This is a genomic window from Nocardioides litoris (assembly GCF_006346315.1).
Lineage (GTDB): Bacteria > Actinomycetota > Actinomycetes > Propionibacteriales > Nocardioidaceae > Nocardioides > Nocardioides litoris.
This window is the reverse complement of record NZ_VDMR01000010.1, coordinates 25,853-52,129: the sequence shown is the minus strand read 5'-3', so window position 1 is coordinate 52,129 and position 26,277 is coordinate 25,853. Positions and strand designations below refer to the sequence as shown.

Annotated in this window: 27 protein-coding genes and 1 pseudogene; 8 read left to right on the top strand and 20 right to left on the bottom strand. The window is 75.7% G+C overall.

Features of this window, described 5'->3' with window-relative positions; translation table 11 throughout:
- Window positions 1-95: 95 nt before the first annotated feature.
- The 3 genes from ileS to FJQ57_RS22745 form a co-directional block, all read right to left on the bottom strand.
- On the bottom strand, window positions 96-3,338 hold the full coding sequence (gene ileS / locus FJQ57_RS21255) for an isoleucine--tRNA ligase (RefSeq protein ID WP_139984258.1): 3,243 nt from the start codon (window positions 3,336-3,338) through the stop codon (window positions 96-98).
- A 223-nt stretch (window positions 3,339-3,561) separates the two neighbouring features.
- Window positions 3,562-3,948, bottom strand: coding sequence for a DNA polymerase ligase N-terminal domain-containing protein (locus tag FJQ57_RS21250; protein WP_139984256.1), 387 nt, complete (start codon window positions 3,946-3,948; stop codon window positions 3,562-3,564).
- A 44-nt stretch (window positions 3,949-3,992) separates the two neighbouring features.
- Window positions 3,993-4,169: a hypothetical protein gene (locus FJQ57_RS22745; protein WP_170219550.1), complete on the bottom strand. Its 177-nt coding sequence runs from the start codon at window positions 4,167-4,169 to the stop codon at window positions 3,993-3,995.
- A 77-nt stretch (window positions 4,170-4,246) separates the two neighbouring features.
- Here FJQ57_RS22745 and FJQ57_RS21245 point away from each other — a divergent pair, with 77 nt between their 5' ends.
- Entirely contained in the window at window positions 4,247-4,825 is a 579-nt protein-coding gene (locus tag FJQ57_RS21245; protein WP_246081958.1) for a mycothiol transferase, read from the top strand.
- A 105-nt stretch (window positions 4,826-4,930) separates the two neighbouring features.
- Window positions 4,931-5,080: a hypothetical protein gene (locus FJQ57_RS22740; protein ID WP_170219549.1), complete on the top strand. Its 150-nt coding sequence runs from the start codon at window positions 4,931-4,933 to the stop codon at window positions 5,078-5,080.
- Between the two features lie 76 nt (window positions 5,081-5,156).
- Here the strand turns inward: FJQ57_RS22740 and FJQ57_RS21240 are convergent, their stop codons facing one another.
- On the bottom strand, window positions 5,157-6,188 hold the full coding sequence (locus FJQ57_RS21240) for a hypothetical protein (protein WP_139984254.1): 1,032 nt from the start codon (window positions 6,186-6,188) through the stop codon (window positions 5,157-5,159).
- A gap of 90 nt (window positions 6,189-6,278) precedes the next feature.
- On the opposite strand from FJQ57_RS21240, the gene dapD reads away from it, so the two are divergent.
- Both dapD and FJQ57_RS21230 read left to right on the top strand, forming a co-directional pair.
- Window positions 6,279-7,247 carry a 2,3,4,5-tetrahydropyridine-2,6-dicarboxylate N-succinyltransferase gene (gene dapD / locus FJQ57_RS21235; RefSeq protein ID WP_139984252.1) on the top strand — a complete coding sequence of 323 codons (969 nt, stop codon included), beginning with the start codon at window positions 6,279-6,281 and terminating at the stop codon, window positions 7,245-7,247.
- 52 nt (window positions 7,248-7,299) lie between these two features.
- Entirely contained in the window at window positions 7,300-8,265 is a 966-nt protein-coding gene (locus tag FJQ57_RS21230; protein ID WP_139984251.1) for a VldE C-terminal domain-containing protein, read from the top strand.
- 89 nt (window positions 8,266-8,354) lie between these two features.
- On the opposite strand, the gene FJQ57_RS22735 is transcribed toward FJQ57_RS21230, so the two are convergent.
- Together FJQ57_RS22735 and FJQ57_RS21220 are read right to left on the bottom strand one after the other, a co-directional pair.
- Window positions 8,355-9,353: a hypothetical protein gene (locus FJQ57_RS22735; protein WP_170219548.1), complete on the bottom strand. Its 999-nt coding sequence runs from the start codon at window positions 9,351-9,353 to the stop codon at window positions 8,355-8,357.
- A gap of 23 nt (window positions 9,354-9,376) precedes the next feature.
- On the bottom strand, window positions 9,377-9,955 hold the full coding sequence (locus FJQ57_RS21220) for a TetR/AcrR family transcriptional regulator (protein ID WP_139984249.1): 579 nt from the start codon (window positions 9,953-9,955) through the stop codon (window positions 9,377-9,379).
- A 22-nt stretch (window positions 9,956-9,977) separates the two neighbouring features.
- Between FJQ57_RS21220 and FJQ57_RS21215 the strand changes: the two are divergent.
- Window positions 9,978-11,093, top strand: a pseudogene (locus FJQ57_RS21215) (MFS transporter); the annotation flags it as partial.
- 29 nt (window positions 11,094-11,122) lie between these two features.
- Here FJQ57_RS21215 and FJQ57_RS23725 read toward each other — a convergent pair.
- The 5 genes from FJQ57_RS23725 to fdxA form a co-directional block, all read right to left on the bottom strand.
- Window positions 11,123-12,028: a prephenate dehydrogenase/arogenate dehydrogenase family protein gene (locus FJQ57_RS23725; protein ID WP_139984245.1), complete on the bottom strand. Its 906-nt coding sequence runs from the start codon at window positions 12,026-12,028 to the stop codon at window positions 11,123-11,125.
- A complete protein-coding gene (locus tag FJQ57_RS21205) occupies window positions 12,025-12,843 on the bottom strand; it encodes a prephenate dehydratase (RefSeq protein ID WP_139984243.1) in 819 nt (272 codons plus the stop codon). Before FJQ57_RS21205 ends, FJQ57_RS23725 begins: the two co-directional genes overlap by 4 nt.
- Window positions 12,840-13,655: a hypothetical protein gene (locus FJQ57_RS21200; protein WP_139984241.1), complete on the bottom strand. Its 816-nt coding sequence runs from the start codon at window positions 13,653-13,655 to the stop codon at window positions 12,840-12,842. The genes FJQ57_RS21205 and FJQ57_RS21200 overlap by 4 nt, the downstream gene beginning before the upstream one ends.
- Window positions 13,652-14,749: a succinyldiaminopimelate transaminase gene (dapC, locus tag FJQ57_RS21195; RefSeq protein WP_246081957.1), complete on the bottom strand. Its 1,098-nt coding sequence runs from the start codon at window positions 14,747-14,749 to the stop codon at window positions 13,652-13,654. Before dapC ends, FJQ57_RS21200 begins: the two co-directional genes overlap by 4 nt.
- Before the next feature lie 96 nt (window positions 14,750-14,845).
- Entirely contained in the window at window positions 14,846-15,175 is a 330-nt protein-coding gene (gene fdxA / locus FJQ57_RS21190; protein WP_139984239.1) for a ferredoxin, read from the bottom strand.
- A 95-nt stretch (window positions 15,176-15,270) separates the two neighbouring features.
- Between fdxA and FJQ57_RS21185 the strand changes: the two genes are divergently transcribed.
- Entirely contained in the window at window positions 15,271-16,200 is a 930-nt protein-coding gene (locus FJQ57_RS21185) for a GNAT family N-acetyltransferase (RefSeq protein WP_139984236.1), read from the top strand.
- Here FJQ57_RS21185 and FJQ57_RS21180 read toward each other — a convergent pair.
- The 6 genes from FJQ57_RS21180 to mshB all read right to left on the bottom strand — a co-directional run bounded on the left by FJQ57_RS21180 (window position 16,166) and on the right by mshB (window position 22,419).
- Entirely contained in the window at window positions 16,166-17,179 is a 1,014-nt protein-coding gene (locus FJQ57_RS21180; RefSeq protein ID WP_139984234.1) for a cation diffusion facilitator family transporter, read from the bottom strand. The genes FJQ57_RS21185 and FJQ57_RS21180 overlap by 35 nt on opposite strands.
- Window positions 17,176-18,138, bottom strand: a complete 963-nt coding sequence (locus tag FJQ57_RS21175) for a DUF389 domain-containing protein (RefSeq protein ID WP_139984232.1) — start codon at window positions 18,136-18,138, stop codon at window positions 17,176-17,178. The genes FJQ57_RS21180 and FJQ57_RS21175 overlap by 4 nt, the downstream gene beginning before the upstream one ends.
- A 34-nt stretch (window positions 18,139-18,172) precedes the next feature.
- Complete coding sequence (locus FJQ57_RS21170) at window positions 18,173-19,072, bottom strand: esterase/lipase family protein (protein ID WP_139984230.1); 900 nt, start codon at window positions 19,070-19,072, stop codon at window positions 18,173-18,175.
- Window positions 19,073-19,322: 250 nt separating this feature from the next.
- Window positions 19,323-21,089 carry a VanW family protein gene (locus FJQ57_RS21165; RefSeq protein ID WP_139984228.1) on the bottom strand — a complete coding sequence of 589 codons (1,767 nt, stop codon included), beginning with the start codon at window positions 21,087-21,089 and terminating at the stop codon, window positions 19,323-19,325.
- A gap of 23 nt (window positions 21,090-21,112) precedes the next feature.
- Window positions 21,113-21,427, bottom strand: coding sequence for a hypothetical protein (locus FJQ57_RS21160; protein WP_139984226.1), 315 nt, complete (start codon window positions 21,425-21,427; stop codon window positions 21,113-21,115).
- A gap of 53 nt (window positions 21,428-21,480) precedes the next feature.
- Entirely contained in the window at window positions 21,481-22,419 is a 939-nt protein-coding gene (mshB, locus tag FJQ57_RS21155) for an N-acetyl-1-D-myo-inositol-2-amino-2-deoxy-alpha-D-glucopyranoside deacetylase (RefSeq protein WP_139984224.1), read from the bottom strand.
- 23 nt (window positions 22,420-22,442) lie between these two features.
- Here mshB and FJQ57_RS21150 point away from each other — a divergent pair, with 23 nt between their 5' ends.
- On the top strand, window positions 22,443-23,642 hold the full coding sequence (locus tag FJQ57_RS21150; protein WP_139984222.1) for a hypothetical protein: 1,200 nt from the start codon (window positions 22,443-22,445) through the stop codon (window positions 23,640-23,642).
- A 46-nt stretch (window positions 23,643-23,688) separates the two neighbouring features.
- On the opposite strand, the gene FJQ57_RS23455 is transcribed toward FJQ57_RS21150, so the two are convergent.
- On the bottom strand, window positions 23,689-23,976 hold the full coding sequence (locus FJQ57_RS23455; protein WP_139984220.1) for a hypothetical protein: 288 nt from the start codon (window positions 23,974-23,976) through the stop codon (window positions 23,689-23,691).
- Window positions 23,973-24,359, bottom strand: a complete 387-nt coding sequence (locus FJQ57_RS23450) for a (deoxy)nucleoside triphosphate pyrophosphohydrolase (protein WP_139984218.1) — start codon at window positions 24,357-24,359, stop codon at window positions 23,973-23,975. Before FJQ57_RS23450 ends, FJQ57_RS23455 begins: the two co-directional genes overlap by 4 nt.
- Before the next feature lie 30 nt (window positions 24,360-24,389).
- On the opposite strand from FJQ57_RS23450, the gene FJQ57_RS21135 reads away from it, so the two are divergent.
- Window positions 24,390-25,448 (top strand): hypothetical protein, encoded by a 1,059-nt coding sequence (locus FJQ57_RS21135; protein ID WP_139984216.1) that lies wholly within the window; start codon window positions 24,390-24,392, stop codon window positions 25,446-25,448.
- On the opposite strand, the gene FJQ57_RS21130 is transcribed toward FJQ57_RS21135, so the two are convergent.
- Window positions 25,445-26,275, bottom strand: coding sequence for an acyl-CoA thioesterase (locus FJQ57_RS21130; RefSeq protein ID WP_139984214.1), 831 nt, complete (start codon window positions 26,273-26,275; stop codon window positions 25,445-25,447). The genes FJQ57_RS21135 and FJQ57_RS21130 overlap by 4 nt on opposite strands.
- Between the last annotated feature and the right edge of the window lie 2 nt (window positions 26,276-26,277).

Genomic DNA, 26,277 nt, shown 5'->3' with positions numbered 1-26,277 from the left:
GGCTCGACCTCCACGGTGGGGGTGAACGAGGCCCGTCCGGTCGCGTGGTCTCGAGACGGTTGCTGCGCAACCTCCTCGACCCCCGTGTCGTGCGGTCAGGCCTTCGTGAGCGCGACGGTCACCCGCTGGCCGTCGCCGACGACGACCGGCTCGCCGTCGCCGGCCTCGCCCACGTCGTACGACGTCGCGAGGGTCTCACCGGCGATGAGCGCGGCGTGGGCGCGGAGCGCGGCCTGCACGTCGCCGTCGCCGCCGAGGGTGAGGGCGATCCGGTCGGAGACGTCGAGGTCGGCGGCGCGGCGGGCGTTCTGCACCGCGCGGACGACGTCGCGGGCCAGGCCCTCGGCGGCCAGCTCGGGCGTGACCGCGAGGTCGAGGGCGACGAACCCACCGCCCGGCAGCACGCCGACGGCGGTGGTGTCGTCGGCCGCGCCGGCGACGGTCTCGAGGGTGTACTCCCCCTCGACCAGCGCCAGGCCGCCGGCGGTCACGGTGCCGTCGTCGGCCACCGACCAGTCGCCGGACTTCGAGCCCTTGATGGCCTGCTGGACGTCGCGGCCCAGCCGCGGCCCGGCGGCGCGGGCGTTGACGGTGAGCTTGCGCTCCACGCCGTACGCCGCCGCCTCGTCGCTGCCGGCGGCCACGAGCCGCACCTGCTTGACGTTGACCTCGTCGGCCACGATCGCCTCGAACCCGCCCAGGGCCGTGGGGTCGGGCACGACCACGGTGAGCGTGGCCAGGGGGAGCCGGTTGCGGAGCGAGGCCGCCTTGCGCAGCGCCGAGGTGGCCGAGCAGACCTCGCGGACCAGGTCCATCGACGCGACGAGCGCGTCGTCGGCGGGCAGCGCGTCGGGGCCGTCGAGCACGGGCCAGTCGGCCAGGTGCACCGACCGCCCGCCGGTCAGGCCCTGCCAGACCTCCTCGGTGGTCAGCGGCAGCAGGGGCGCGGTGACCCGGCAGACCGTCTCCAGCACCGTGTGCAGGGTGCCGAACGCGTCGGCGTCCTCGCCGAAGAACCGGTCGCGCGAGCGCCGGATGTACCAGTTGGTGAGCACGTCGAGGAACGACCGGGTGGCGTCGCAGGCGTCGGCCACGGCGTAGGCGTCGAAGGCCTCGGTGACCTGCTCGACGAACCGGTGGCACTTGGCCAGCACGTAGCGGTCGAGCGGGTGCTGCGAGTCGGTGGTGCCGACCACGTCGACGCCCGCGGCGTTGGCGTAGAGCTGCTGGAAGTACCAGCTGTTCCACAGCGGGATCATCACCTGGCGCACCGAGTCGCGGATGCCCTGCTCGGTCACGACGAGGTTGCCGCCGCGCAGGATCGGGCTCGACATGAGGAACCAGCGCATGGCGTCGGCGCCGTCGCGGTCGAAGACCTCGCTGACGTCGGGGTAGTTGCGCAGGCTCTTGGACATCTTGTTGCCGTCGGAGCCGAGCACGATGCCGTGGCTGATGCAGTTCTGGAACGCCGGGCGCCCGAAGATGCCCGTGGCCAGGATGTGCAGCGTGTAGAACCAGCCGCGGGTCTGGCCGATGTACTCGACGATGAAGTCGGCCGGGAAGTGGTGGGTGAACCAGTCCTCGTTCTCGAACGGGTAGTGCACCTGGGCGTAGGACATCGACCCCGAGTCGAACCACACGTCGAGCACGTCGCTGACGCGCCGCATCATCGACCTCCCCGTGGGGTCGTCGGGGTTGGGCCGGACCAGCTCGTCGACGTACGGGCGGTGCAGGTCGGGCTCACCCTCCTTGTTGCGCGGGAGCCGGCCGAAGTCGCGCTCGATCTCGGCGAAGCTGCCGTAGACGTCGGTGCGGGGGTGGGCCGGGTCGTCGCTGACCCACACCGGCACCGGGCTGCCCCAGAAGCGGTTGCGGGTGATCGACCAGTCGCGGGCGTTCTCCAGCCACTTGCCGAACTGGCCGTCCTGGATGTGGTCGGGCACCCAGTTGATCTGCTGGTTGTTGGCCAGCATCTCGTCCTTGAACGCCGTCACCTGGACGAACCACGACGAGACGCCCTTGTAGATGAGGGGCTCGCGGCAGCGCCAGCAGTGCGGGTAGGCGTGGTCGTAGGTCTCGCGGCGCAGCAGCACCGTGCCCGGGCTGACCGACCCGATGGCCTCCCCGGCCTCGCCGCGGGTGGCGGCCTTGAGGTGGTCGATGACGTGCGGGTTGGCGTCGAAGACCAGCATCCCGGCGTAGTCGTCGACGGGGTGGGTGAACCGGCCGTCCTTGCCGACCGGCATGACCGCCTCGATGCCCTCGCGGTCGGTCACCTCCTTGTCGACCTCGCCGAACGCACCGGCGGTGTGCACGAGGCCGACACCGTCGGTGGTGGTCACGGCCTCGTCGGCCGCGACCACCCGGAAGGCGTTGTCGTGGCCCGCGAAGTAGGTGAACGGCGGCACGTACGTCGAGCCCACCAGCTCGGCGCCGGTGTGCCGGGCCACGACTGTCGGGTCCTCCCCCAGCTCCCGCGCGTACGCCGCCAGCCGCGCCTCGGCGATGAGGTAGCGCGCGGTCTGCTCCGTGCCCGGCACGGGCGCCTCGACGACGACGTAGTCGATCTCGGAGCCGACCATGATGGCCAGGTTGGACGGCAGGGTCCACGGCGTGGTGGTCCACACGAGCGCGAGCGCGCCCTCGGCCGGGCCGCTGGTCAGCCGCAGGCCCACGGTGACGGCGGGGTCCTGGCGCTGCTGGTAGACGTCGTCGTCCATGCGCAGCTCGTGGTTGGACAGCGGCGTCTCGTCGTTCCAGCAGTAGGGCAGCACGCGGAAGCCCTCGTAGACCCAGCCCTTGTCGTGCAGCTGCTTGAAGGCCCAGATGACCGACTCCATGTAGTCGGCGTTCATCGTGCGGTAGTCGTGGTCGAAGTCGACCCAGCGCGCCTGGCGGGTGACGTAGTCGCGCCACTCGCCGGTGTACTTCATGACGGAGTCGCGGCACAGCTCGTTGAACTTCTCGATGCCGAGCTCGAGGATCTCGTCGGTGGTCTTGATGCCGGCCAGGCGCATCGCCTCCAGCTCGGCGGGCAGGCCGTGGGTGTCCCAGCCGAACCGGCGCTCGACCCGGCGCCCGCGCATCGTCTGGTAGCGCGGCACGACGTCCTTGACGTAGCCGGTGAGCAGGTGGCCGTAGTGCGGCAGGCCGTTGGCGAACGGCGGGCCGTCGTAGAAGACGAACTCGTTGGCGCCGTCGACGCCGGCCTCGCGCTGCTCCACGCTGGCCTGGAACGTGCCGTCCTGCTCCCAGAAGTCGAGGATCCGCTGCTCGACCTCGGGGAAGCGCGGGCTCGCGGGGACACGCCGGTCGGGCGCGTTCTTGGGGTAGGCCATGGGGGCTCCTGCGGGTGCTGGCTCGTCGTCGACTCGTGTCACACGAGGACGACGGGGCTCCGCCGCGGTACCACCTCGCTTGCCGCAGCACGAGGCTGCGACCGCTCCTTGTCGGCTGTGACGGGCCTACCCGTCCGGTTCTACTGGGTGACCCGCCTGGCGGACGGGGCCGTTCTTCCGGAGGCTCGCCGCTGATGACGGCTCGAACGCCTGTGAGACCAGGTTAGGCAGTCGGCCCCGGGCCGCGCCAATCGGTCTCAGCCGGCGCCGGCTGGTCCGCCAGCAGGTGCAGCAGCCAGTCCTGGCCGCCGTCGCGCCCGGTGCGGATGAGCGCGTAGCGGCGGGTGCCCTGCTGCCCGTGCAGGTCGAGGACGAACCGGCGGTCGTCGCGGTCGACCAGCGTCCAGGTGCCGTGGTCGGCGATCGTCTTGTGCTCGTCGACGTAGGTCGCGTGGTCGAGGTCGTGGTCGTCGACCGCGATGGCGAGCCGGTCGGAGCGGTGGTCGGTCGGCAGGCCCTTGGGCACCGCCCACGACCGCAGCACCCCGTCCTCCTCGAGCCGGAGGTCGAGGTGGGGACGGGGGCGGCGGTGGTCGTGCAGGACGAACACGGGTCGGGTCCGGTCCGGGCCCGGGCCGTCCTGGTCGGACCCGCTCAGCGGAAGCGACGCAGCAGCGAGCGGACGCCGCGGCCGATCGCCTCGTCCTGGCTCCGGGTGCCGCCACCGTGTGCGGCGGGCCGGCCACCGACGGGCCGGCCGCCGACGGGTCGGCCGCCGCGGCGGCCGGCGCCCCCGGCGAAGCGGTTGACGACGTTCCTGATCAGGCTCATGGGTCTCCCTCCCCGGCGGCACCGTGCCGCCACCCCGAGCGTGACCGGGCCCGGCCGCGACGGCATGACCCCTGCGGGTGCGGCTCGACGTGGGGCAGGGTGGGCCCACGGCGAGGACCCCACCCCCCGGCCTGTGGCGCCACCCCGACGACGACCCGCGCTCGGCCCTCGGCCCGACCCGCGGCGAGCGGGCGACGGTGCTCGGCTACCTGCGGGCCTACCGGATGACGTTCGAGATGAAGCTCGACGACCTCGACGCCGGGCAGCTGACCACCCGGTCGGTGCCGCCGTCCGGCCTGTCGCTGCTCGGGCTGCTGCGGCACCTGGCCAAGGTCGAGCACACCTGGGCCCGACGCGTCGTGGAGGGCGACCGCGAGCTGGCGATGCTCTACCGCGACCCCGACGGCGTCGACCACGACATCGACGGCGCGGTCGCCGACGACGCGGTCGTGGCCGAGGCGTGGGAGGCCTGGCGGCGCGAGGTCGCGCACGCCGAGGCGGCGTACGCCGAGGTCGACCTCGACCGGCTCTGCGCCCACCCCGACGGCGACATCGAGGTGCGGGACGTGCTCGTGCACCTCGTGGAGGAGTACGCGCGGCACTGCGGCCACGCGGACCTGCTGCGCGAGTGCGTGGACGGACGCACCGGCCAGTGAGCCGCCGCTGACCGACCGTCCCGGTACCGGCCCGCCCGGCCCGCCCGGCCGGGCGAGCCGGGCGGGGTGAGCCGCGCCCGGCGCCGTGCGCCGCACGCTGGAGCGATGGCGGACAAGAAGGGCAAGGGCAGCGAGACGGCGAAGAAGGCCAACGCGAAGGCGGCCGAGGAGGGGAAGAAGAACCCCCGCGAGTCGTCCGCGGCGCAGGCCGAGCTGGGCAAGAAGGGCGCGCAGAAGAACAAGGAGAAGAGCTAGGGGGCCGTGCCGGACGTGCCGCAGGGGCGGCCGGCCTCGGCCGGCCGCCCCCTGCGGCGGGTGCTGGGCGGACGGGTCAGCGACGGACCTCGCGGACCTTGATCGTCACCCGCTTGGTGTAGTCGCGGGACGTCGCGATCAGCGTGATCTTGCCGGTGCCGCGACGGACGTCCTTGACGAAGATCGCACCGCGCTTGGCCGCGCCCGGCGCGATCGTGCCCACCTTGCGGTTGTAGCGCACGGCGACGCCCTTGGCCTTGATGCGCAGGCGCACGCTGGGCGCCGTGGCGACGGTGCCGCCGCTGTTGAGGATCTTCAACGGGATGCGGGTGAAGCCGCGCGGCTTGAGCCGCTTGCCGGGGGTCGAGAACGCCAGGACCGGCCGCTGCCGGACCTCGGCGAGCGGCGCCCCGACGACGATGTCGTAGGTCGTCGCCGCGTCGCCGCTGAGCACCCCGGCGACGAGGCAGGTGAACGCGCCCGTCCTCATCGACGCCATCTCGAGGTAGTAGCTGACCCGCGCGCCCTGGTAGGCGGCCGAGGTGCCCCAGGAGTGCACGTCGGCGTACGAACCGCCGGGCGGGACGCAGCGGCTGCCCGCGGCGTCGGTGACGATCGTGCCGAACCCGACCCGCAGCCGCGAGTCGGTGGCCGCGGTCGGCGCGGCCTGGAAGACCGCGTCGACGTACATGCGGCCGGTGAGGCGGTCCTGGGTGGCCCTGACGCTGGTCAGGTAGCGGGAGGGGTCGCCGCCGGCGGGGTAGCCGGTGCTGTGGACGGTCGCGGCGCCGGTGCGGGTGCGCACTGGCCAGTACGACGCCACGGCCCGGCCCGCGGGGGCAGCGGTGGTGCGGCCCGCGACGGTCGGGGCCTGGGCGCCGGCGAAGGCGCCGCCGTCGCCGCCGCCGCCGAAGGAGCGCGCGACGCCGGGGACGCCCGGGGCGGCAGGGGTCGCGGGGGCATCGGTCGTGGGGGCCACCCGGCCGACGGTGTCGGTGCCGGTGCCGGTGTCGGTGTCGGTGCCAGCGGCGGTGGCCGAGCCGGGGGCGACGGTCAGGGCGAGCGAGAGGGCAGTGGTGAGCGCGAGCAGGCGCAGGGGTCGGGACACGCGGCAGGTCGTCCCCCGGGAGGGGGTGGTCCAAACCGGGCCGCGGACTGGTCCGGACCAGTCGGCGGCGCCGCCCTAGGCTGGTGCGACGTGACGACGCCGACGACGCCGCAGACCTCCCCGACCGCCGCCTCCGGCTGGGCCCTGGTGACCCTGGCCGACGACGGGTCCGTGCTCGACGCGTGGTTCCCCGAGCCGCGGCTCGACGCCGACCCCGGTCCGGTCCCCGAGGGGCTCGAGGCCCTGGCGGTCCCCGACGACGTACGCCGGGTGGCGCGGGAGCTGCGCCGGGTCGAGGTGGCCGACCTGGCCGCGGCGCCCGCCTCGACCGAGGACGCGTGGCTGCGCCTGCACCTGCTCTCGCACCGGCTGGTGCGCCCGCACGGCCAGTCGCTCGAGGGCGTCTTCGGCCTGCTCACCAACGTGGTGTGGACCTCGGCCGGGCCGTGCGCGGTGGCGGGGTTCGAGCTGACCCGGGCGCGGCTGCGGGCGGCCGGGCAGCACGTGAGCGTCTTCGGCGTCGACAAGTTCCCCCGGATGGTCGACTACGTGGTGCCGTCGGGCGTGCGCATCGGGGACGCCGACCGGGTCCGGCTCGGCGCCCACCTGGCCGAGGGCACGACCGTGATGCACGAGGGGTTCGTCAACTTCAACGCCGGCACCCTCGGCGCCTCCATGGTCGAGGGCCGCATCTCCGCGGGCGTCGTCGTGGGCGACGGCTCGGACGTCGGCGGCGGCGCCTCCATCATGGGCACCCTGTCCGGCGGCGGGACGCAGGTGGTCTCGGTCGGCGAGCGGTGCCTGGTCGGCGCCAACGCCGGCATCGGCATCTCCCTCGGCGACGACTGCGTGGTCGAGGCCGGCTGCTACGTCACCGCCGGCACCAAGGTCACCGTGACCGGCTCGTTCGACGACGGCAAGCCCGCGGTGGTCAAGGCGGTCGACCTGTCCGGGCAGGACGGCGTGCTCTTCCGCCGCAACTCCGTCTCCGGCGCCGTCGAGGCCGTGGCCCGGTCGGGCAGCGGGGTCGCGCTCAACGAGGTTCTGCACGCCAACTGACGACCACCGCCGCCCGTCCACCGGGTCACCAGGCCCCCGGCACACTCGTCCCATGCGGAGGGGTGTGGCGCCGGCGGTGGTCTCGCTCGCCGGCCTGCTCGTGGTCACGGGCGTGGTCGTCGGGCTGGTCGGCACCGACCGCGTGCCGTTCCTCGGCGGTTCCGACACCTGCACCGCCACCGTCGGTGCACGCTCGGTCACGGTGAGCCTCGAGCAGGCCGAGAACGCCGCCCTCATCTCCGCCGTCGCCGTGCAGCGCGGGCTGCCCGCCCGCGCGGCCTCGATCGCGCTCGCGACGGCCTACCAGGAGTCCGACCTGCGCAACATCGAGCACGGCGACCGCGACTCCCTCGGGCTCTTCCAGCAGCGGCCGTCACAGGGCTGGGGCGAGCCCGACCAGGTGCTCGACCCGACCTACGCGACCAACGCGTTCTACGACGCGCTGGTCGACGTCGACGGCTACCGCGACCTCGAGATCACCGTGGCCGCCCAGGCCGTGCAGCGCTCCGGCTTCCCCGACGCCTACGCCGACCACGAGGACGACGCCCGGGTGCTCGCCTCCGCCCTGACCGGCCAGTCCCGCGCGGCCTTCGCCTGCGACCTGTCGCGGTCACCCGACGAGGCCAGCCCCGCCCTGACCCGCAGCGGGCTGACCGAGCGCGCCGACGCCGTGCGCCGCGACGTGCGGGAGGTCTTCGGCGACGTGCCGTTCGGCGGGTTCGCGCCCGGCGGGGTCTCGACCGGCCACATCGAGGGCTCGGCACACTACGAGGGTCGTGCGGTCGACGTGTTCTTCCGGCCGGTCAACGACGCCAACAAGACCCGCGGCTGGGCCGTGGCGCAGTACCTCGTCGCCCACGCCGACCGCCTCGACGTGCGCACGGTCATCTTCGACGACCGGATCTGGGTCGCCGGCCGCGACGGCGACGGGTGGCGCGACTACGACGCCCCCGACCGGGCCGGGGACCGGGCCATCCTCGAGCACCGCGACCACGTGCACGTCGACGTGCACGCCTGAGCGCGGCCGGGTGCCGCAGGCCGGGTCGTGGTCGTCGCCCTCGGAGCGCTGGGCGCCCTCGTCACCCGGCGGGGCCGCCGGCACGCCCGTCAGTCGGCGAGGTCGGCGAGGTCGGCGCCGTCGCGCTCGGCGCGCGCGAGGAGGGTGGTGGCCGAGGAGGGGTCGAGGAGGTGCGGCAGGAGCCAGACCCGCAGCGCGGCCACGTCGGCGGTGGAGCCCCAAGCGGTGAACGTCGAACCCTTGGCGTCGACCTCGACGTCGCCGGCGGCCGGGAAGCCCCACCACACCAGGCCCGCCCACAGCCGCGCGTCGGGCTCGCGGCCAGCCCTGCGCAGGGCGGGCTCGACGGGCAGCGAGCCGCAGGTGAACCGGAGCCCCACGCCGTCGTCGAGCAGCTCGATCCCGGCCCGGGCGCCGGCGGCGGCGACCTGGTGGGCGACCAGGGCCTGCGCGGCGAGCCGCGCCCTCTCGGGCAGCGGCATCGGGCGGAGCTCCTCGACGCCGTAGACCTCGCGGTCGACGTGGACCGCGGCCGCGACGTCGGGGTGCGCCTCGAGCACGGCGATCGCGGCGTCGTCCTCCTCGGGGGTGTCGAGGTCGAGGTGGGCGGACAGCTCCTCCCCCACGGCGAGGTACCAGTCGTGCGGCGGCCGGTCGTCCCCGACGCGGACGGAGCCGGCCAGCTCCCGCGCGGTCGACGGCCCGACCGGCTCGTCGAGGAGGGCGACCTGCTGCCACCGCGTGGGACCGGCGTCGAGGGCGTCGGCGACGGCCGGGTCGGCGAGCAGGTCGGCCAGTGTCGCGCCGGTGTCGTCGGTGTCGTCGCCGTTGTCGCTGGCGGCGTTGGAGCCGTCGACCGACGGCTCGAGGACGGCCTCGTCCCGCCGGTCGACCACGCCCGCGGCGGCCAGCGGGGGCGGCACCGCGCGCCCGCGTCGCCGCTCGGCCACGAGCCCGACGATGTTGGCGACGGTGAAGACGACCCCGACCCAGAACCACGTGCCGCGCTCGGCGGCGTCGAGCACGACGAGCGCGAGCGAGGTGATCAGGGCCAGGGCGCGGGTCACCGGGCTGCGCGACCAGTCCATGGGCCGACCGTATAGCCGTCCCGTCAGCCGGCGCCGGACGCCCGGTCGACCAGCGCCTCGGCCACCCGGCGCGCGACGGCCAGCCCCGGGGGCCGTCGCCCGGGCCGCAGCCGCAGAGCGAGGTGGCCGGTCACGACCAGCAGCAGCTCCTCGGCCAGGTCGGGCGCCCGCTCGCCCGCGACGGGGCGGGACAGGTCGAGCAGGCGCGTGCGCAGGGCGTCGGAGTCCTGGCGCACGGCCGCGGCGAGCGCCGGCGGCGGGTCGGGGTGCTCCGCGGCGGTGCCGAGGAACGCGCACCAGCGGGCCCCGCGCGGACCGGCGTGGAACTCCCCCAGGGCGTCGAGCACCGCCAGCAACCGGCCGCGGTCGTCGGTCGCCCGCGCGACCGCGGCGTCCCAGGTGTCGATCCAGGCCGCGAAGCGCCGGTCGAGGGCGGCCGCGACGAGGTCCTCCTTGCTGCCGTAGGCGCGGTAGAGGGTGGCCGGCGAGACCCCTGCGCGCTCGAGGATCCGGTCGACGGGCGCGTCGGCCGCACCGTCGACGAACAGCACGTCCTCCGCGGCGTCGAGCAGCCGCGTCCGGGTGCTCTCGCGTGTCGTCACGATGTCAGCCTAGACTGCCAAAATGAAACGATCGTTATTGTTAAGCACCTGGCCCGAGCTGCCGCTGCTGCTGGCCGGGACCGCCCTCATCGCGGCGACCTACGGCCTGGTCCGCCTCGCCTTCGGCCTGTTCCTGCCCGACGTGCGCGCCGACACCGGGCTCGGCGCCGCCGGGGCCGGCCAGGTCGCGGCGGGCGCCTCCCTCGCCTACTGCGCGGGCGCCCTGGTCGGGCTCGCCGCCGACCGCCACGCCCGGGCGCTGGTCGTCGCGGGCACCACCACGGCCGGGGTCGGGGCGCTCGCGACCGCCCTCGCGCCCGGCACCGGGGTGCTGGCCGCGGCCACGGTCCTGGCCTCCACGGGCGCCGGCCTGGCCTCGCCCGCCCTCGTCGCCGTCGTACGACGACGGGTGCCGCGCGAGCGGCAGGACGCGGCCCAGGCCGTGGTCAACGCGGGCACCGGGCCCGGCCTCGTGGCGGCGGGCCTGGTGGCGCTGGCGGTCGGGTCGTGGCGGACCGGCTTCGCCGTCAGTGCCCTGGTCACCGCCCTGGCCGGGGGCGCGGTGCTCCTGCTGGACCGCGGTCCGGAGCTCGCCCCCGAGCCCGACCCGCGGCCGGCTCCCTCGCCGAGTCGGTTGGTGGGTCCCCTGGTCCGGCCGGTGGTGGCCGCCGTGCTGCTCGGCGCGGCGTCCGGCGCGGTGTGGACGCACGGCCGCAGCGTGCTGGTCGAGGCGGGAGCGGGGGCGACCAGCTCCGTGCTGGCCTGGGTCGCGCTGGGCGCGGGTGGCACGGCGACCCTGCTCACCGCGACGGCGGTGGGCCGGCGCGGCCCCCGACGCGCCTGGGTGGCCACGGCCTCGGCCATGGGCGCGGCCACCGTCGTGGTCGGCGTCTCGCCGCAGCGGCCCGTCCTCGCCGCGCTGGCCTGCGCGGTGTTCGGGTGGGGGTTCGTCGCCGCCACCTCGGCCCTGATCGCCTGGGCCGGCCAGGTCGTGCCGGACCGGGCCGGCGCGGGGGCGGCCCTGCTGTTCGTCGCGCTGGTGGCCGGCCAGGCACTGGGCGCGGCCGGGGCCGGGGCGGTCGCCGAGGCGGCGGGGTGGGCCGTGGCGTTCACGGGCGCCGCGGCCACGGCCCTCGTCGCGGCCGCGGCGGCGGCCGGTGCGCCGCGTCAGCCGGCCGGGGCGGACTCGAGCCCGTCGGCGCCGGACCGCACCAGCACCGGTCCGGCCGGGTCGGCCAGCACCGCGTCGAGGTCGGGGCACGGCGCCCAGGCCGGTCGCGGGCGGCGTACGGCGTCGGCGCGGGCGGTGACCGCGGCCAGCCGCGCGGCGAGCGCGTCGGGGTCGGCGAGGTCGCGGCGGTAGTCCTGGAGCAGCGCGACCAGGTCGTCGAGCACGGGTCCGAGGGCGGCGCTGTTGTCGGCGAGCATGGCGCGGGTGCGCTCGGGGTCGCGGCCGGCCACACGGGTGCCGTCGCGGAACGACCCGGCCGCGAGCAGCGCGGCGGCGGGGCCGCCGCCGACGACGGCGGTCCCGACCGTCTCGAGCAGCGCGTTGGCCAGCACGTGCGGGGCGTGGCTGACCAGCGCGACCGACCGGTCGTGCTCCGCGGCGTCGAGGACGAGCACGGTCGCCTCGAAGGTGGCGATGATCCAGCGCACCACGTCGGCCACCGGCCCGGGGCCGCGGGTGACCGCCCAGGTGGCACCGAGGAGCAGGTCGGCGGTGGAGTGCTCGAAGCCGCTGTGCTCCGACCCCGCCATCGGGTGCGCCCCGACCCAGCGGCCCTCGAGCCCGGCCGCGGCGGCCTGCGCGGCCACCGTGCCCTTGACGCTGCCCAGGTCGACGACCACCGCCGCGGGCGCCTCGTCGGCCACACGGGCCAGCACCGACGGCATGGCCGCCAGCGGCACCGCGACCACGACCAGGTCGGCGTCGGCCGGCACCCGGCCCGCGGCGCCCTCGACCCGCGGGTCGACGACCGTCGCCGGCCGGCCGAGGGCGGCCAGGCGACGCACGACGGACCCGCCGATGAGCCCGGCGCCGACGACCGCGACGCGCTCGGGCCCGCTCACCGGCCCGCCAGCTCGGCCAGCGGCGAGATGCGGCCGAGGGCGCGGGCGGTGGCGCCGAGGCCGGTCCACTCCGCCCGCATCGACTCGAAGTCGTCGGCGGTGAAGGTGCCGGAGAGGAAGAGCAGGAACATGTAGATGCCCGGCGTCGCCGGCACGGGCCGGGTGACGAGGTTGGCCATGTTGACGTCGCGCTCCTCGAGCACGCCGAGCAGCCGCCGCAGCAGCCCGGGGACGTTGCCGTCGGGCAGCAGGCTGACCAGCAGCCCGTCGTCGCCGTCGGCGCGCACGGGCAGCCGGCTGGCCGAGACCAGCGCGAACTGGGTGTAGGCCGCCGCGTTGTCCTCCACCGCCGAGGCCACCCGGTGCAGGTCGTAGAGCGCGCCGCAGATGGCCGGACCGATGCCGACCTCGCCGGGCCCGAGGTCGCGGCACGCGGCGGCCGTCGAGGCCGCCTCGCGCGTCGCCAGGCCCTGGGCCTCGATCCAGCCCCGGCACTGGGCCAGGGCGTGCGGGTGGCTGACGACGACGTGGGGCGCCACCCCCGGGTCGCGGGTCCAGGCCTCGAAGGAGATCGGCAGCACGACGCTGTCGACGATCGACAGCTCGGGGCGGCGCAGCAGCCCGTCGAGGGTCGGCACCACGACGCCGTTGACGGAGTTGTCGATCGGCACCACGGCGTACGACGCCGCGCCGGTCACCACCGCGTCGAGCGCCTCGGCCTGGTCGGTCGCCGCGACGGCCTCGGCGTCGGGCCGGAGCGCGACGACGGCCTGGTGGGTGAAGGTGCCGGGCGGGCCGAGGTAGGTGACGTTCACGCGAAGGCCGCGAGCACCCGGCTGCCGAAGCCGACCCCGGCCAGCGCGGCCTGCAGGTCCTCGAGCCGGTCGGCGCCGGCGCGGAACCCGACGTGGAAGTCGTGTGTCCCGCCGCCGGGGCCCTGCGGGTCGCTGTGGAGGAAGTCGAGGTCGACGCCGAGGTCGCTGAACCGCTCCAGCGCCACCATCAGCGTGCCCGCCTGCTCCCGGTCGGGGCGGATGGTCAGCCAGGCCGCGCCGACCTCCTCGGGCACGGCGCTGCCGCGGGCCAGCAGGCCGTAGTGGAGCGGCGGGAGGTCCTCGAGGAAGCCGACGATGAGCACGTCGGTGCCGCTCAGCTCGTCGACGTCGACGATGGCCGAGCCGAGCTCGAGGCCGGCGGCCAGCAGGTCCTCGGTCGAGGTGTCGTCGGGCATGACGGAGAACCCGACGCCCGCGCGGCCCATGACCGCGACGACGTCGGAGTAGGCCTGCTGGCGCAGCGCCACGGCCTGGGCGTCGCCGGCACCGCCGCCGAGGCGGGTCCAGCGCCACGGGCTGGGCACCGAGGTGACCCGGGTCAGCCGGAGCCCGGGGTCGAGGGCGTTGAGGCCCCGCAGGAGCCGCAGCGGCGGGGAGGTCGGGTCGCCCACCCGCACCAGGCCCTCGACGTCGTGGGCGACGTCGAGGGTGGCCATGAGCTCGGGGTAGCCCTGCAGGCCGATGAGGAAGTCGCTGCCGCTCCAGCCCAGCGCCTCGCGCACCCGCGCCACCAGGGTCGGCGGGTCGGTGCTCGGGTGGGCCAGCGAACGGGTGAGGGGCAGGACGCTCATGGTGCGATTCTCGCCGCTGCGGTGGCGACGGCCTCATCGGTGGCCGTGAACGCGAGACGCACGTGCCGGTCGCCCGTCGGCCCGTAGGACACGCCGTCGACGCAGACGACGCCCCGGTCGGCCAGCCAGCCGGCCGTCTCGTGGCTGGGCTCGTCGCGGGTGGCCCACAGGTAGAGGCCGGCCTCGCCGTGGTCGACCCGGAAGCCGCCGCCCACCAGCGCGGCCCGGAGCGCGTCGCGGCGGGCGCCGTAGCGGGCGCGCTGCTCGGCCACGTGCACCTCGTCGTCGAGGGCGGCCACCGCCGCGGCCTGCTGGGGGCCGGGGAGGATGAGGCCGAGGTCGCGGCGGGCCGCGGTGAGCCGGGCCACCACCGCGGGGTCGCCGGCCACGAAGCCGCACCGGTAGCCCGCGAGGTTGGACCGCTTGCTCAGCGAGTGCACGGCCAGCACGCCCTCGTGGCTGCCGCCGCTGATCGCGTCGTCGAGCACGGTGGCGGCCGCGGTGTCCCAGCCGAGGTCGAGGTAGCACTCGTCGGAGACCAGCAGGGTGCCGCGCTCGCGGGCCAGCGCGACGAGCTCGGCCAGCACCGCGGGCGCGAGCGTGCGGCCGGTCGGGTTGGACGGCGAGTTGACCCACAGCAGCGCCGGCGGCCCGCCCGCCGCGTCGAGCGCGCGCAGGTCGTCGGGACCGTCGACCACCACGACGTCACGGCCCGCGAGCCGCGCCCCGACGGCGTACGTCGGGTAGGCGAGCGCGGGGATCGCGACCGGTCCGGGCCGGTCGGCGTCGAGCGCGAGCAGCGGGAGGGTGCCGATCAGCTCCTTGGAGCCGACCGTGGGCAACGTGGCCGTCGGGTCGAGGTCGCGGACGCCGTGCACGCGGCCCAGCCACGCGGCGTACGCCTCGCGCAGGCCGGGCCGACCGATGGTCAACGGGTAGCCGGGCGCGTCGGCGTGCTCGGCCAGCGCCCGCCGCACGACCTCGGGGGTCGGGTCGACCGGCGCCCCGACCGAGAAGTCGACCACCTCGTGCCCCGACGCCTGCGCACGCTCACGGAGCGCGGCGACGCCGGCATGCCAGCCAGGACCCGTCATGTGCATCAACCACCGTTCCTGGGGAGCACAGGCGCCCCACCACAGCCAGAGCCGACCACACGGCGCACGCCGGGCCACCAGGGCCCGGCCGATCGGTCAGTGCCCGTCGTGCTCTTGGGGCTCGAGGGCGGCGACGACGGCGTGGTCGTGGTCGATCTCGCCCATCTTGGCCGCACCGCCCGGGGAGCCGAGCTCCTCGAAGAAGCCGACGTTGGCGGTGTAGTAGTCCTTCCACTCCTCCGGGACGTCGTCCTCGTAGAAGATGGCCTCGACCGGGCAGACCGGCTCGCAGGCACCGCAGTCGACGCACTCGTCGGGGTGGATGTAGAGCATCCGCTTGCCCTCGTAGATGCAGTCGACGGGACACTCGTCGACGCAGGCCCGGTCCTTGAGGTCGACACAGGGCTGCGCAATGACGTACGTCATCTGGGGGTTCCTCCTCGGGCCGGGCCCGGAGATCGGGAGCGAGAGCACGGCCAGCCTAGTGTGTGCGGGTGCCGGACTCGCCAGAACCCCAGCAGGTGAGCCCCGCCACGCGCACCGGACAGCACACCGGACAGCACACCCTCGGCCCCCACGTCGTCGGCCGGCGCGTCGTCGTACGACGACTCGTGCGGGGCGAGCGGGGGCCGTCGGGCGGGCCGGCCATGACCGACCTGCTCGGCACCTGCGAGGCCTGGGGCGACGGGGTGGTCGTCGTGCGCACCGAGGGCGGAGAGCCGGTGGTTGTGCCGCTGGCCGACGTGGTCTCGGGCAAGCCGGTGCCGCCGCGGGCCTCGGTGCGCGACCGGGTGCCGGCGCGCACGGCGCAGCTGCGAGGTGCGGCGCTGTTCCCCGACCTGGTGACCACCCCGCTCGGCGACTGGGTGCTGCGCGACTCCCCCACCGCGACGGCGCGGCGGGCCACCTCGGTGCTGGCCTTCGGTCCCTCGGGCGTCGAGGGCGACGTCGAGGCCGTCCTCGCCCACTACGCCCGCCCGGTGGCCGCGGTGCTGACCGGGTCGGCCGAGGACGACCGGTTCACCGGGCTCGGCTGGGGGCCGGAGTCGCGCGACGCCGACACGCTCTTCCAGGTCGCGGGCACCGCGCAGGTCGCCCGGGCGCTGCGGGCCGTCGACGACGGCGCGGTCGTCGTGGAGGCCGCCGGCGGCCTGGCCACGGCCCGCGTCGGCGACGCCGCCTCCGGGGTCGCCGCGCACTGCGAGGACGGCGGGGGCTGGGTCGGGTTCCGCTCGATCGAGGTCGCCCCGGAGCACCGGCGGCGCGGCCTGGGCCTGGCGGTGATGGCCGCGCTGGTCGGATGGGGCGCCGAGCAGGGCGCGACGACGGCCTACCTCCAGGTCGTCGCCGACAACGAGCCGGCGCTGGCCCTCTACGAGCGGCTGGGGTTCCGCACGCACCACCGCTACCGCTACCTCACGCCGGCGGCTGCCCCGACGACCCCGCGCTGACCAGCGGCTCGAGGGCCGGGTCGCCGGGCTGGGCGAGGGTGAGCACCGCGTCCTCGATGACGTCGCTCGTCTCGAGCGCGTCCTCGACGCGCCGGAACCGGGTGGCCAGGTGGTCCTCGGTGTCGTCGCCGACGAGGTCGACGGCGGCGACGACGAAGACGCGCTGCGGGCCGACGTACTCGACGTGGAGGTAGGTGACCCGCTCCACCTCGGTGTGCGCGAGCAGCCGCAGCAGCACCCGGTCGCGCAGGGACGGGTCGACTGCGACCCCGACGAGGTAGTCCATGTTGCGGCGCATCAGGAAGACCGCGACCGAGCCCAGGAGCACCCCGATCAGCAGCGAGGCGACCGCGTCCCAGACCGGGTCGCCGGTGACCTCGTGCAGCCCGATGCCCGCGCCGGCGATGACGATGCCGGCGATGGCCGAGGAGTCCTCGAGGAACACCGCACGCAGCGTCGGGTCGGAGGTGCGGGTGACGAAGCGCAGCGGGTGCAGGCCGAAGCGGGTGGCCCGCCCGTGCACCTGGTGGGCCGCCTGGAGGAACGACGTGCCCTCCAGCAGCAGGGCGATGCCGAGGACGACGTAGTTGAGGACGAACGACGCCTCCTCCTCCGGCGGGTCGAGGAGGTCGGTGACCCCGCTCCACACCGACACGCCGGCGCCGGCGGAGAACAGGCCGAAGGCGGCCACCAGCGACCAGGTGTAGGTGGCCCGGCCGTAGCCGCGCGGGTGCGACTCGTCACGGGGCCGCTTGCCGCGGCGCTCGGCCAGCAGCAGGAAGATCTCGTTGCCCGTGTCGGCCCACGAGTGCGCGGCCTCGGCGAGCATGGCGGACGAGCCGGAGACCGCGGCGGCGAACGACTTGGCCAGCGCGAGCAGGCCGTTGGCCACCAGGGCGACGACGACGGTGAGCAGGGAGCCCTGGTCGTCGTCGGGCTTGTCTGCGGGCTTGTCGGCTCGCTCCTCCTGCGCGCTCATGCCGGCTCGTGGTAGCCGAAGATGCGTTCGGAGCGGTCGGCCAGCCACGGCCAGACCGTCTTGACCAGCACCAGCGTCACGACGCCGGCCACGACCATCCCGGCCAGGTTGAGGCCGAGCTGGGCCAGCGAGCCGGTGACCTCCGCACCGTCCCAGACCGCCAGCCCCAGGGCGAGGTTGCCGGCCGCCGGGACGGTGGTGACGCTGATGAACACACCGACCATCGTGGCCTGGCGCTCGATGGCCAGCGCCAGGGCCCCCGCCGCCCCGGCGAGGAGCGCGACGAGGAACGACCAGAAGTCCGGCTTCCAGATGAAGCCGGTGTTGGGTCGCGGCCGGGTGACGATCTCGTCGGTGACCAGCCCGGCCGCGCTGCCCACCAGGGCGAGCAGGGCGACGACGAGCACCGCCAGGGCGAAGGAGAACAGCAGCAGCTTGGCCGCCCGCAGGACCAGCCCACCGTGGCCCAGGACGATCCCGGCGCTCACCGCGACCACCGCGCTGAACTCCGGTCCGACCACCATCGCCCCCACCACCAGCACCGCGGAGTCGGTGATGACCGCGACGGCGGCGAGCGCCACCGCGAGGACGAGGAAGACGTGGAAGGACAAGGTCGGCGCCGCACCGGCGTACGCCGCGGAGCGGACCGACTCCCAGATGACGGCGTCGTCGGGGTGGCCCGGGGCCCGGACGTCGAGCTCGCGTGCGACCTCGAACGGCGTGCTGCTCGGGTGGCTGAGGAGGATCCCGCCCCGCTGGTGCAGGCCCAGGCGCTTGAGGTCGTCGAGCAGCAGCCCCGCCTGCTCGCGGGCGACGTCGGCCTCGACCAGGTCACCGGCCGGGTCGAGCGAGGCGCCGGCCAGGCTGGTCACGTTGGTGACGCAGTCGTGGGCGAGCAGGGTCTCGCGGACCGCGTCCCCCAGGTCGTGCGGCACGGTCAAACGGAAGTGGACGAGCACGGCCGCCAGCGTAGGCGCGAGGACCGCCCGTCGGTCAGGAGCAGCGCGGCTGCAGCGTCGGCGAGGCCGGGCCCGGGCGGGTGAGCGCGTCGACGACGTAGGACAGCGCGGGCGTCGAGGACGGCAGGAACAGGTGCTCGGCCAGCGCCAGCGGGCAGCGGGACTGGATCGTGACGTTGGTGGTGCGCGGCCCGGCGGCGAGGTAGCCGGAGGTGTGCGGGATGACGACCTCGTCGTTGCGCGTGGTGACCTGGGTGTAGCTGACGTCGCCGGGGGTCTCGTCGCCGGCGTTGAGGCGCGTCAGGAAGGGCGAGCCCGTGCCCTGCTGGACGCAGGAGACGCAGGCGTAGCCGACCAGCCGGGAGATGGGGTTGAGCTCGCCGGCCGTGACCAGGGTGCCGTGGTTGGACGGCGCGAGGCCGACGAGGTCGTCGACGACGGCGGCGCCGCCCAGGAACTTCAGGTAGTAGCGCGGCATCATGCCGCCCTGGGAGTGCCCGACCATGGAGACCTTGGCCGCGCCGGTGGCGGCGAGCACCCGCTCGGTGTAGGCCTTCAGCTCGGCCGCCGACGCGGCGATGTCGTTGAGCCCCCGGTTGCCGTAGTCGAGGGAGAAGACGCAGAACCCGGCGTTCTTGACGGTGAGCGAGAGCCGCTCGAGCAGGCTGCGACGGTCGCCGAAGGTGCCGTGGACGAGGATCACGGGGTAGGGGCGCGCCGCAGTCGGCCTGCACGACCAGTCGTTGGCACCCAGCGGGTCGCCGAGCGGCGACGTCGGCAGCGTGGGCACCCCCGTCGTCGGGGCGACCACCGCGGCGGGCGCTGCGGTGGCGGCCGCGGCAGGGGCGGCCGAGGCGGGGGCCGAGGCGGGCGCGGCGGCGAGGCCGGCGGCCAGGAGGGCGGAGGTGAGCAGGGACCCGAGAGCGCGGCGCATGGGCGCAGGCTAGACACCGGGTGTGACGACCGCCACCCCCACGCGAGGACGGCGGTGGACCGCGACCCTGGCCATCTGCCCGGACCAGGGCCGCGGAGCTTCGATCACCCCGGATCGGGTGGAGGCACCACCCGGGCGTGGTGAGTCACTCGAAACCGAGCACAGCCTGTCCGAGGCGGCCGGGGGTGGTGACCACCCCAGCGGGCTGCGCCGGGCGGGTGGGGGGAGGGGGTGGGGCGTGGAGTGGTCCTCAGCCCCGGCCGGCGCCCCCGCCGCCGCCGTTCCCACCGCCGCCACCGCCGCCGCTCAACGACCCGGGCGGGACGCACCGCACCGTGTCGGAGGGCGTGTAGACGGTGTTGAACTTCTCCCGCTTGACGACCTCCTCGGAGCCGGGCTCCTTGAAGATCCGGGTGACGTCGACGGTGAAGCCGCCGTACCCGCTGTTGGCGTAGCAGTCGGGGGTGTCGAGGGTGCGCGTGGCGGGCGAGGTGAAGGCGTAGCGGTCGGAGGTCACCGACTCGACGTCCCAGACCTTGGTCGACCACATCTGCACCGTGACCGCCCCCGACGACGACGGGGTGCTCGGCTTGAGGTCGGCGGTGATGAGCACGCCGTGGTCGGTGTCGTTGCGGAAGCGCAGGTCGACGGTCGGCCACGCCACGGTGGCCTCGCGGCCCACGGGGTAGCGGTCGATGTAGAACGAGTGCGGCTTGTGCTCGATGTCCTCGAGCCCGGCGAAGAACATCGCGTTGAACGTCGTCGTCGCCATCTGCGACACCCCGCCGCCGAGGTCCTGCTTGAAGATGCCGTTGCTGATGATGAAGCCCTCGGTGAACCCGTTCTCGCGGGTGCGCTCCCCCACGATGTCGTTGAGGGAGAAGACCTCGCCCGGCTGCAGGAGCGTGCCGTCGACGATCTCGGCGGCCCGGCCGATGTTGGTGTTGCGGTACTCGGCGTAGGGGAACTCGGTCGTGAACTCCGAGACCTTCTCGCGCACGCCGAGCGCCCGCGCCTCCTTCGTGGTCAGGTCGGGCGGCCGCACGGTGCCCTCCACCTCCGCGGTGCGCTCGCCCTCGGGCCGGGTGACGACCGCGAGCAGGGCGGTGGCCACGTCGGCCGGGTCGTAGGTGACGGCCGGCTTGCCCGGCACCACCCGCGGCTTGCCGCGACGCACCTCGATGCGGGCGTCGACGGGCTCGCCGGCGCCGGCCGTGACCTGGTCGAGCACGGGCCCCAGCGCCTCGGGGTCGACGCCGGGCTCGAGCTCGCCGTCGGCCGGGGTGAGGGTCAGCGCGTCGGCGTACTGCTCCGGGCGCAGCTCGAGCTCCTCGGAGCCGACGGTCAGCGTGACGGGCGCCGAGAGCGCCGGGTCGGCGAACGCCTCGACCGCCTCGGCCACGTCGTCGGCGTCGATGTCGGGAGCGAGGTCGGTGATGGCGAGCTCGGCCGGCTCGCCGGAGAGGTACGCCGCCGCGAGGGCGCTCCGGGCGCCCTCGGGGTCGAGGCCGCGACCGTCGGCGGGCTCGGAGACCCGCGCCTCGCCGTCGACGAAGGTGACGGCGCCGTCGGTCGGCTCGGTGCCGAGGTCACCCTCGAGGCGCTCCAGGGTGCGGTCGAACGCGGCGTCGTCGACGCGGACGACCGCGTCGGTCTCCTCGCCGCCGGCGAAGCGGTCCCAGAGGTCACGGGGGTCCCAGGACCGTCCGCCGCCGGCCTCGGCGACCGAGGCGGCCCAGTCGACCGACAGCCCGGCGTCGCCGGCGGTGACCTCGGCGGACCCGCCGCCGCGGCCGCGCACGGCGACCTCGATGGGCTCGGCGACGGTCTCGGCGAGCCCGGCGCGCAGGGCGGACTCGGCCTCGGAGGGGCTCATGCCCCCGACGTCGACGCCGGAGATGCGGGCGCCGCTGGGCAGGCCGTCGCCGGCCGCGGCGTACGCGCCGACCCAGGCCCCACCGAGGAGGACGAGCAGCGCGAGGCCGCCGACGAGCGCAGGGCGACGGGGGGTCCTCACGGGCCCCATCCTAGGTAGGCATCCTACGGCTCGTCGGTCGGAGGCGGCCGGAGTGGACGGACGGTGACGATGCCCGCGACCAGCAGCACCAGCCCGAGCCCGAGCAGCAGGTAGCCGTCGGTGTCCGACGCGACGAGGAACCCGCCCGAGCCCCGCGGCAGCAGGCACCACGCCAGGGCCAGCGCCCAGCCGGTGGTGAAGGCGCACCGCAGCGTCCACCCGCCCGGCAGCGCCCAGGTCGCCGCGAACGACGCCACGGCGCCCAGGACCAGTCCGGAGGCGCGGTCGTGCAGGAGCACGGTCGCCAACCCGACCAGCGCGCCGACGACCAGCAGCACCAGCGCCCGGGCGGCCCGGGCGGCCCCGGCCGTCGCGCGGGCCCTCCGGTCGCTCAGCCCTCGGCCCCGTCGGCCACGTCGAGGCCCGCGAAGAGGTCGGTCTCGAACCCGTCGGGGCCCACGGGCCCGCGCCGGCCCTTGGCCAGCCGGTAGAACTCGGTGCCCCAGACGGCCGACCCGACGTTGTTGGACAGCGCGAAGAACGGCCCGTCGGTGGTGATCTGGGTGGCGTGCGCGGCCAGCGCGGCCATCTTGTGGTCGACGAAGTCGCCGGCGTCGACGGCGGCGGCCAGGTCCTCGTCGGCGGTCACGAAGTGCGGCAGCGGCCCGTCGGGGTCCATGCCCTCGAACGTCGTGGTGTCGCCCGAGTCGCGCAGCGCCCGCAGGCCGGCCCGCATGCGGCTCTCCGACATCGCGCCCCAGTAGACCTTGGCGACGTCCCACGCCGCCCCGAGGTCGCGGCGGTAGGACGGCACGGCCGCCAGCGCGACGGCGTACGTCGCGACGCGGTGGGCCTGCACGTGGTCGGGGTGGCCGTAGCCGCCGAACTGGTCGTAGGTGACCAGCACCTGCGGGCGCACCTCGCGGATGACGGCGACCAGCTCGTCGGCGGCCTCGGTGAGGTCGGCGCGGGAGAAGGCGTTGTCGGGCGTCTCGGGCGCGGCGATCGCGTGGCCGTCGGCGTGCCAGGCCATCCCCGAGTCGTGGTAGCGCCCGAACCCACCCAGGAACCTGTGGTCGGTCACGCCGAGGGCGGCCATCGCGGCCGCGAGCTCGCCGCGACGGTGCTCGCCGAGCCCGCCGTCGCGGTCGGCGGCGAGGTGCTCGAGGTCGGGCACGAGGACCTCGCCCATCTCGCCGGCCGTGCAGGTCACGAGGGTGACGCCGCGGCCCTCCGCGGCGTACTTGGCCATCGTGGCGCCCTGGCCGATCGACTCGTCGTCGGGGTGGGCGTGCACGAGCAGCAGCCGCTGCGCCGGGTTTGCGCTCATGCTCCGCAGCGTAATGATGTGCCGTGCCCGGTCGTCCGCTCCCCACCCCCGACGGCCCGCCGTCGGGCCGGCGGCCCCGGGCGCGGCTGGTGGCGGTGGTGGCGCTGGCGGCGGGCGTGGCGCTGGCCGTGGTCCTGGTCGTGGTCCTGGTCGTGGTCCGCCCCGGCGGCGGTGACGACGACGTCCCGACCGACGCGGTGCCCGCGCAGGTGGGGCGGGTGTCCGAGGCGCTGGAGGTGCTGCCGTCCGACGCCACCAGCCTGGTCTTCGTCGACCGCCAGGCGCTGGCCGACGACGTCGGGGTCGACCGCACGACCCCGCCCGACGCCTACGCCGCCGCGCTGCGCTCGCCGCTCGGACGGGCCGTGCGCGGCACCGACCTCCTGGGCTCGCTGCGGGCGATGGACGCCGGCGGCGCGGCGTACGACGAGCGCGACGTGGAGTGGGCGGCGACCGCCGGCACGCCGGAGGGCTCGATCACGGTGCACCGGGTGGCCGACGACGTCGACCTTGACGGCCTCGTGCTCGACCTGTCGGCCTCCGGGCTGGCGGCGACCGACGTCGGCGGCGACCGCACCCGGCTCTCGCCCGGCCCCCTCAGCCCGGCGGCCGTGACCACCGCAGGCGCGCTGGGCGGCTACCCGCCGTCGTTCCGCGACGTCCTGGTCGACCCGGTGCGGCACCTGGTCGTCACCGGCAGCCGCGAGCTGCTCGACCGCGAGCCCGCCGTACTCGACGGCGGCGAGGGGCTGACCGACGACCGGCTGCTCGACGAGGCCGTGGGCGCCGAGACCGGCGACACCGTGATGGTCCTGGCCCAGGCCCCGCCGGCCTGCACCGGCGAGCGGGCCCGCGCGGCGCGCGAGCGGGCCGAGGCGCAGGTCGGGCTCGGGCTGGAGGGGCTCGGCGTGCCCGAGGCGACCGCCGTCCTCGTCGACGCCGGCGGCGCACCGTCGGGCGGGTCGAGCGGGGCGGGTGGTCCCGGGGTGCGGGCCCGGTTGGTCTTCGCCTCCACCGACGCCGCCGCGGCCGACCTCGCAGCGCGGCGCGGCTATGTGGCCGGGGGCCGCTACGCCGCCGCCCAGGCTCCGGTCCGCGACCTCGGCACCGCCGTGCTGCGCCAGGAGGGGCGGGTCGTCGACCTCGACCTCGACCTCGTCGACCCCGGCACGGTGCGGGACCTCGCGTCGACCGGCGACGGGTTCCTGGCCTGCCCTGGCTGACCTGGCTGACCTGGCTGACCTGGCTGACCCGTCGGACCCGGCCGCGTCAGGGCTCGCGCTTGAGCCGGCGCGGCGCCCGCGGCAGGTCGAGCGGTGGCCGCGGCGGCTGCTCGGGCCGGGCCGGCGCGGCGTCGTACCAGCCGTCGCGCTGCTCCACCAGCACCTCCAGCACCACCGCGGGTGCGTCGGTGACCACGGCCCACGGCTGGTCCTCGTCGTCGTCCTCGCCGGCGAGGCGGTCGCGGACCACCGCGACGTCGTACCCCTCGGCGCGGAGCCGGTCGGCCACGGCCCGCGCGTCGTCCTCCTCGAAGAACACCCCGCGCGCGCTCACCCCAGGACCCGCCGCAGCCGGTCGAGGAACGGCCGGTCGGGCTCGAGCCAGTCGACGTCGTCGAGCTCGTGGGCGGCCAGCCAGCGCAGCCGGTCGTGCTCGGTCGGGTACGGCGCCCACGACCGCACCGCGCAGGTGGCGACGCGCAGCTCGTGGGTCTCCCCGATCGGCGCGGCGCCGTCGAGCCACCCGGTGACCTCGACGTCGACGCCGAGCTCCTCGCGCACCTCGCGGACCAGCGCGTCGTCGCGGGACTCCCCCGGCTCGACCTTGCCGCCCGGCAGCTCCCACCGGCCGGCCGCGGCCGGCGGGCCGGTGCGGCGGCAGGCCAGCACCCGTCCGTCACGGACGAGCGCCGCTGCCACCACGACCACCCTGTCCACGGCGCCGAGGCTAGCGCCAGGATGAGGGACATGGTCGCCCCGCTGCACCACCTGCGCGCCGTCGACGACACCCGCGACGAGGTCGAGGCGCTGGTGGCGCGCAGCGCGGGCCGGGTCGCGCTGGGGGACCTCCTCGACGACCTGCCCCGACGGCTGCGCCGCACGTGGGCGCCCGGGCGGGCGGTGCACGAGGCGTGGCGCTTCGACGCCGCCGACCAGCGGTCGCTGCGGTGGTGGCCCCAGGGCGTGAGCACGGCCGCCGACGCGGGCGAGGCCGGGCTGGGCGGCCTGCCGCCGGAGGCCCGCGGGCGCCGGCTGGCCGTGATGACGTCGTACGCCAAGACGCTGCCGTGGCACCGCGGGGAGCACGGGTCACGGGTGGCCTTCCTCGACCTCGACGCCGGTCGCTACCGCCACGTGCTGCTGGTGCGACCGAAGGCCGACGGCACGCTCGAGCCGCTGCACGTGCACGCGGGCGGGGTGGTCTGGCTGGGCGAGCACCTCCACGTCGCCGCCACCGGGCGCGGCCTGTTCACCTGCCGGCTCGACGACGTGCTGCGGGTGCGCTCGGCCACCGACGCCTTCGGCTACCGCTACGTCCTGCCGGTGCGCCGGCAGTACCGCGCGGCGGCCGACGGCGGCGCCGAGGGCTTCCGCTACTCCTTCTGCTCCCTCGACCGGGCCACCGACCCGCCGACGGTGATGGTCGGGGAGTACAGCAACGACCCGGCCCGCACCCGGCGGCTGGCCCGCTTCCCGGTCGACGACACCACCGGGCTGCTGGAGACCGGGCCCGACGACCGCACCCTGCTCGAGCCGCTCGGCGACGGCCCGCTGCGGATGCAGGGCGCGGTGCGGGCGCGGGGACGGCTGCACCTGTCGGTCTCCGAGGGCCGGCTGGTGCCAGGGTCGGTGTGGACGGGCACGGCCGGCGACCTGCGCCACCACCGCTGGGCCACGCCCATGGGCAACGAGGACCTCGCCTGCTCCCCGGCCGCCTCGCCCGCCGACGACCTGCTCTGGTCGGTCTCGGAGCACCCGACCGCCCGGTGGCTGTTCTCGATGCGGCGGGCCTGGTTCGACCGCTAGCGCGGGTCCTGGCGCGGCAGGCGGGCGAGCTGGCGCGACTGGGCCACCAGCCGGTCGGTGGAGTCCCACACCTCGCAGTCCTCCTCGAACAGGCCGTCGGCCATGTGCCGGCTGGCGTGGGTGACCCGCAGCCAGCCCGGCGCCGGCCGGGCCCGCACGTGCGCGGTCAGCTCGACGGTCGGCGCCCAGCCCATCAGCCCGTGGGTGAACGTCACCGGCGGCAGCGCGTCGAGGGTGAGCAGCAGCGAGAGCACGTCGGGCTCGCGGTGGTCCTCCAGCCGGAACCACGCCCGCAGCCGACCGCTGCCGTCGGGCCGCCCCAGCGCCCAGCCGACGTCGTCGGGGTGGAAGCGCATCTCGAAGCGCTGCAGCAGCGTCGCCGAGGCCAGCTGGGCCTGGTCGGGCGTGCCGGTCACGCAGTCCTCGGGCGCGGGCAGATCCGGCGGTGTCGCCGTCGTGCGCACGTCACCGGTCGCGAGCCGGTCGAGGTCGCCGTACGTCGCCAGCGCGGCGATCCGGGTCGAGGGGCCCTGCCGCAGGTCGGCGGCCGCGGTGGCCACCGTGCCGCCCTCGCGCAGCACCCGCACGTCGACCTCGGCCGGCCCCGGCGTGGAGGCGGCCAGGTAGTGCGCGCTGATGGCCAGCGGGTCGGGCTTGGCGGGCAGCGCCTCCCGCACGGCGCGACCGAGGGTGGCGAGCAGGTAGCCGCCGTTGAGGCCGCCCCCGATGCTCCACCCGGGACTGAGGTCGGCGGCGAAGGTGCCCCCGCTCGTCCCGTCGCCGTCGAGGCGGGTCACGGCGGTCGCGGCGTCGAACACGGAGGTCACCC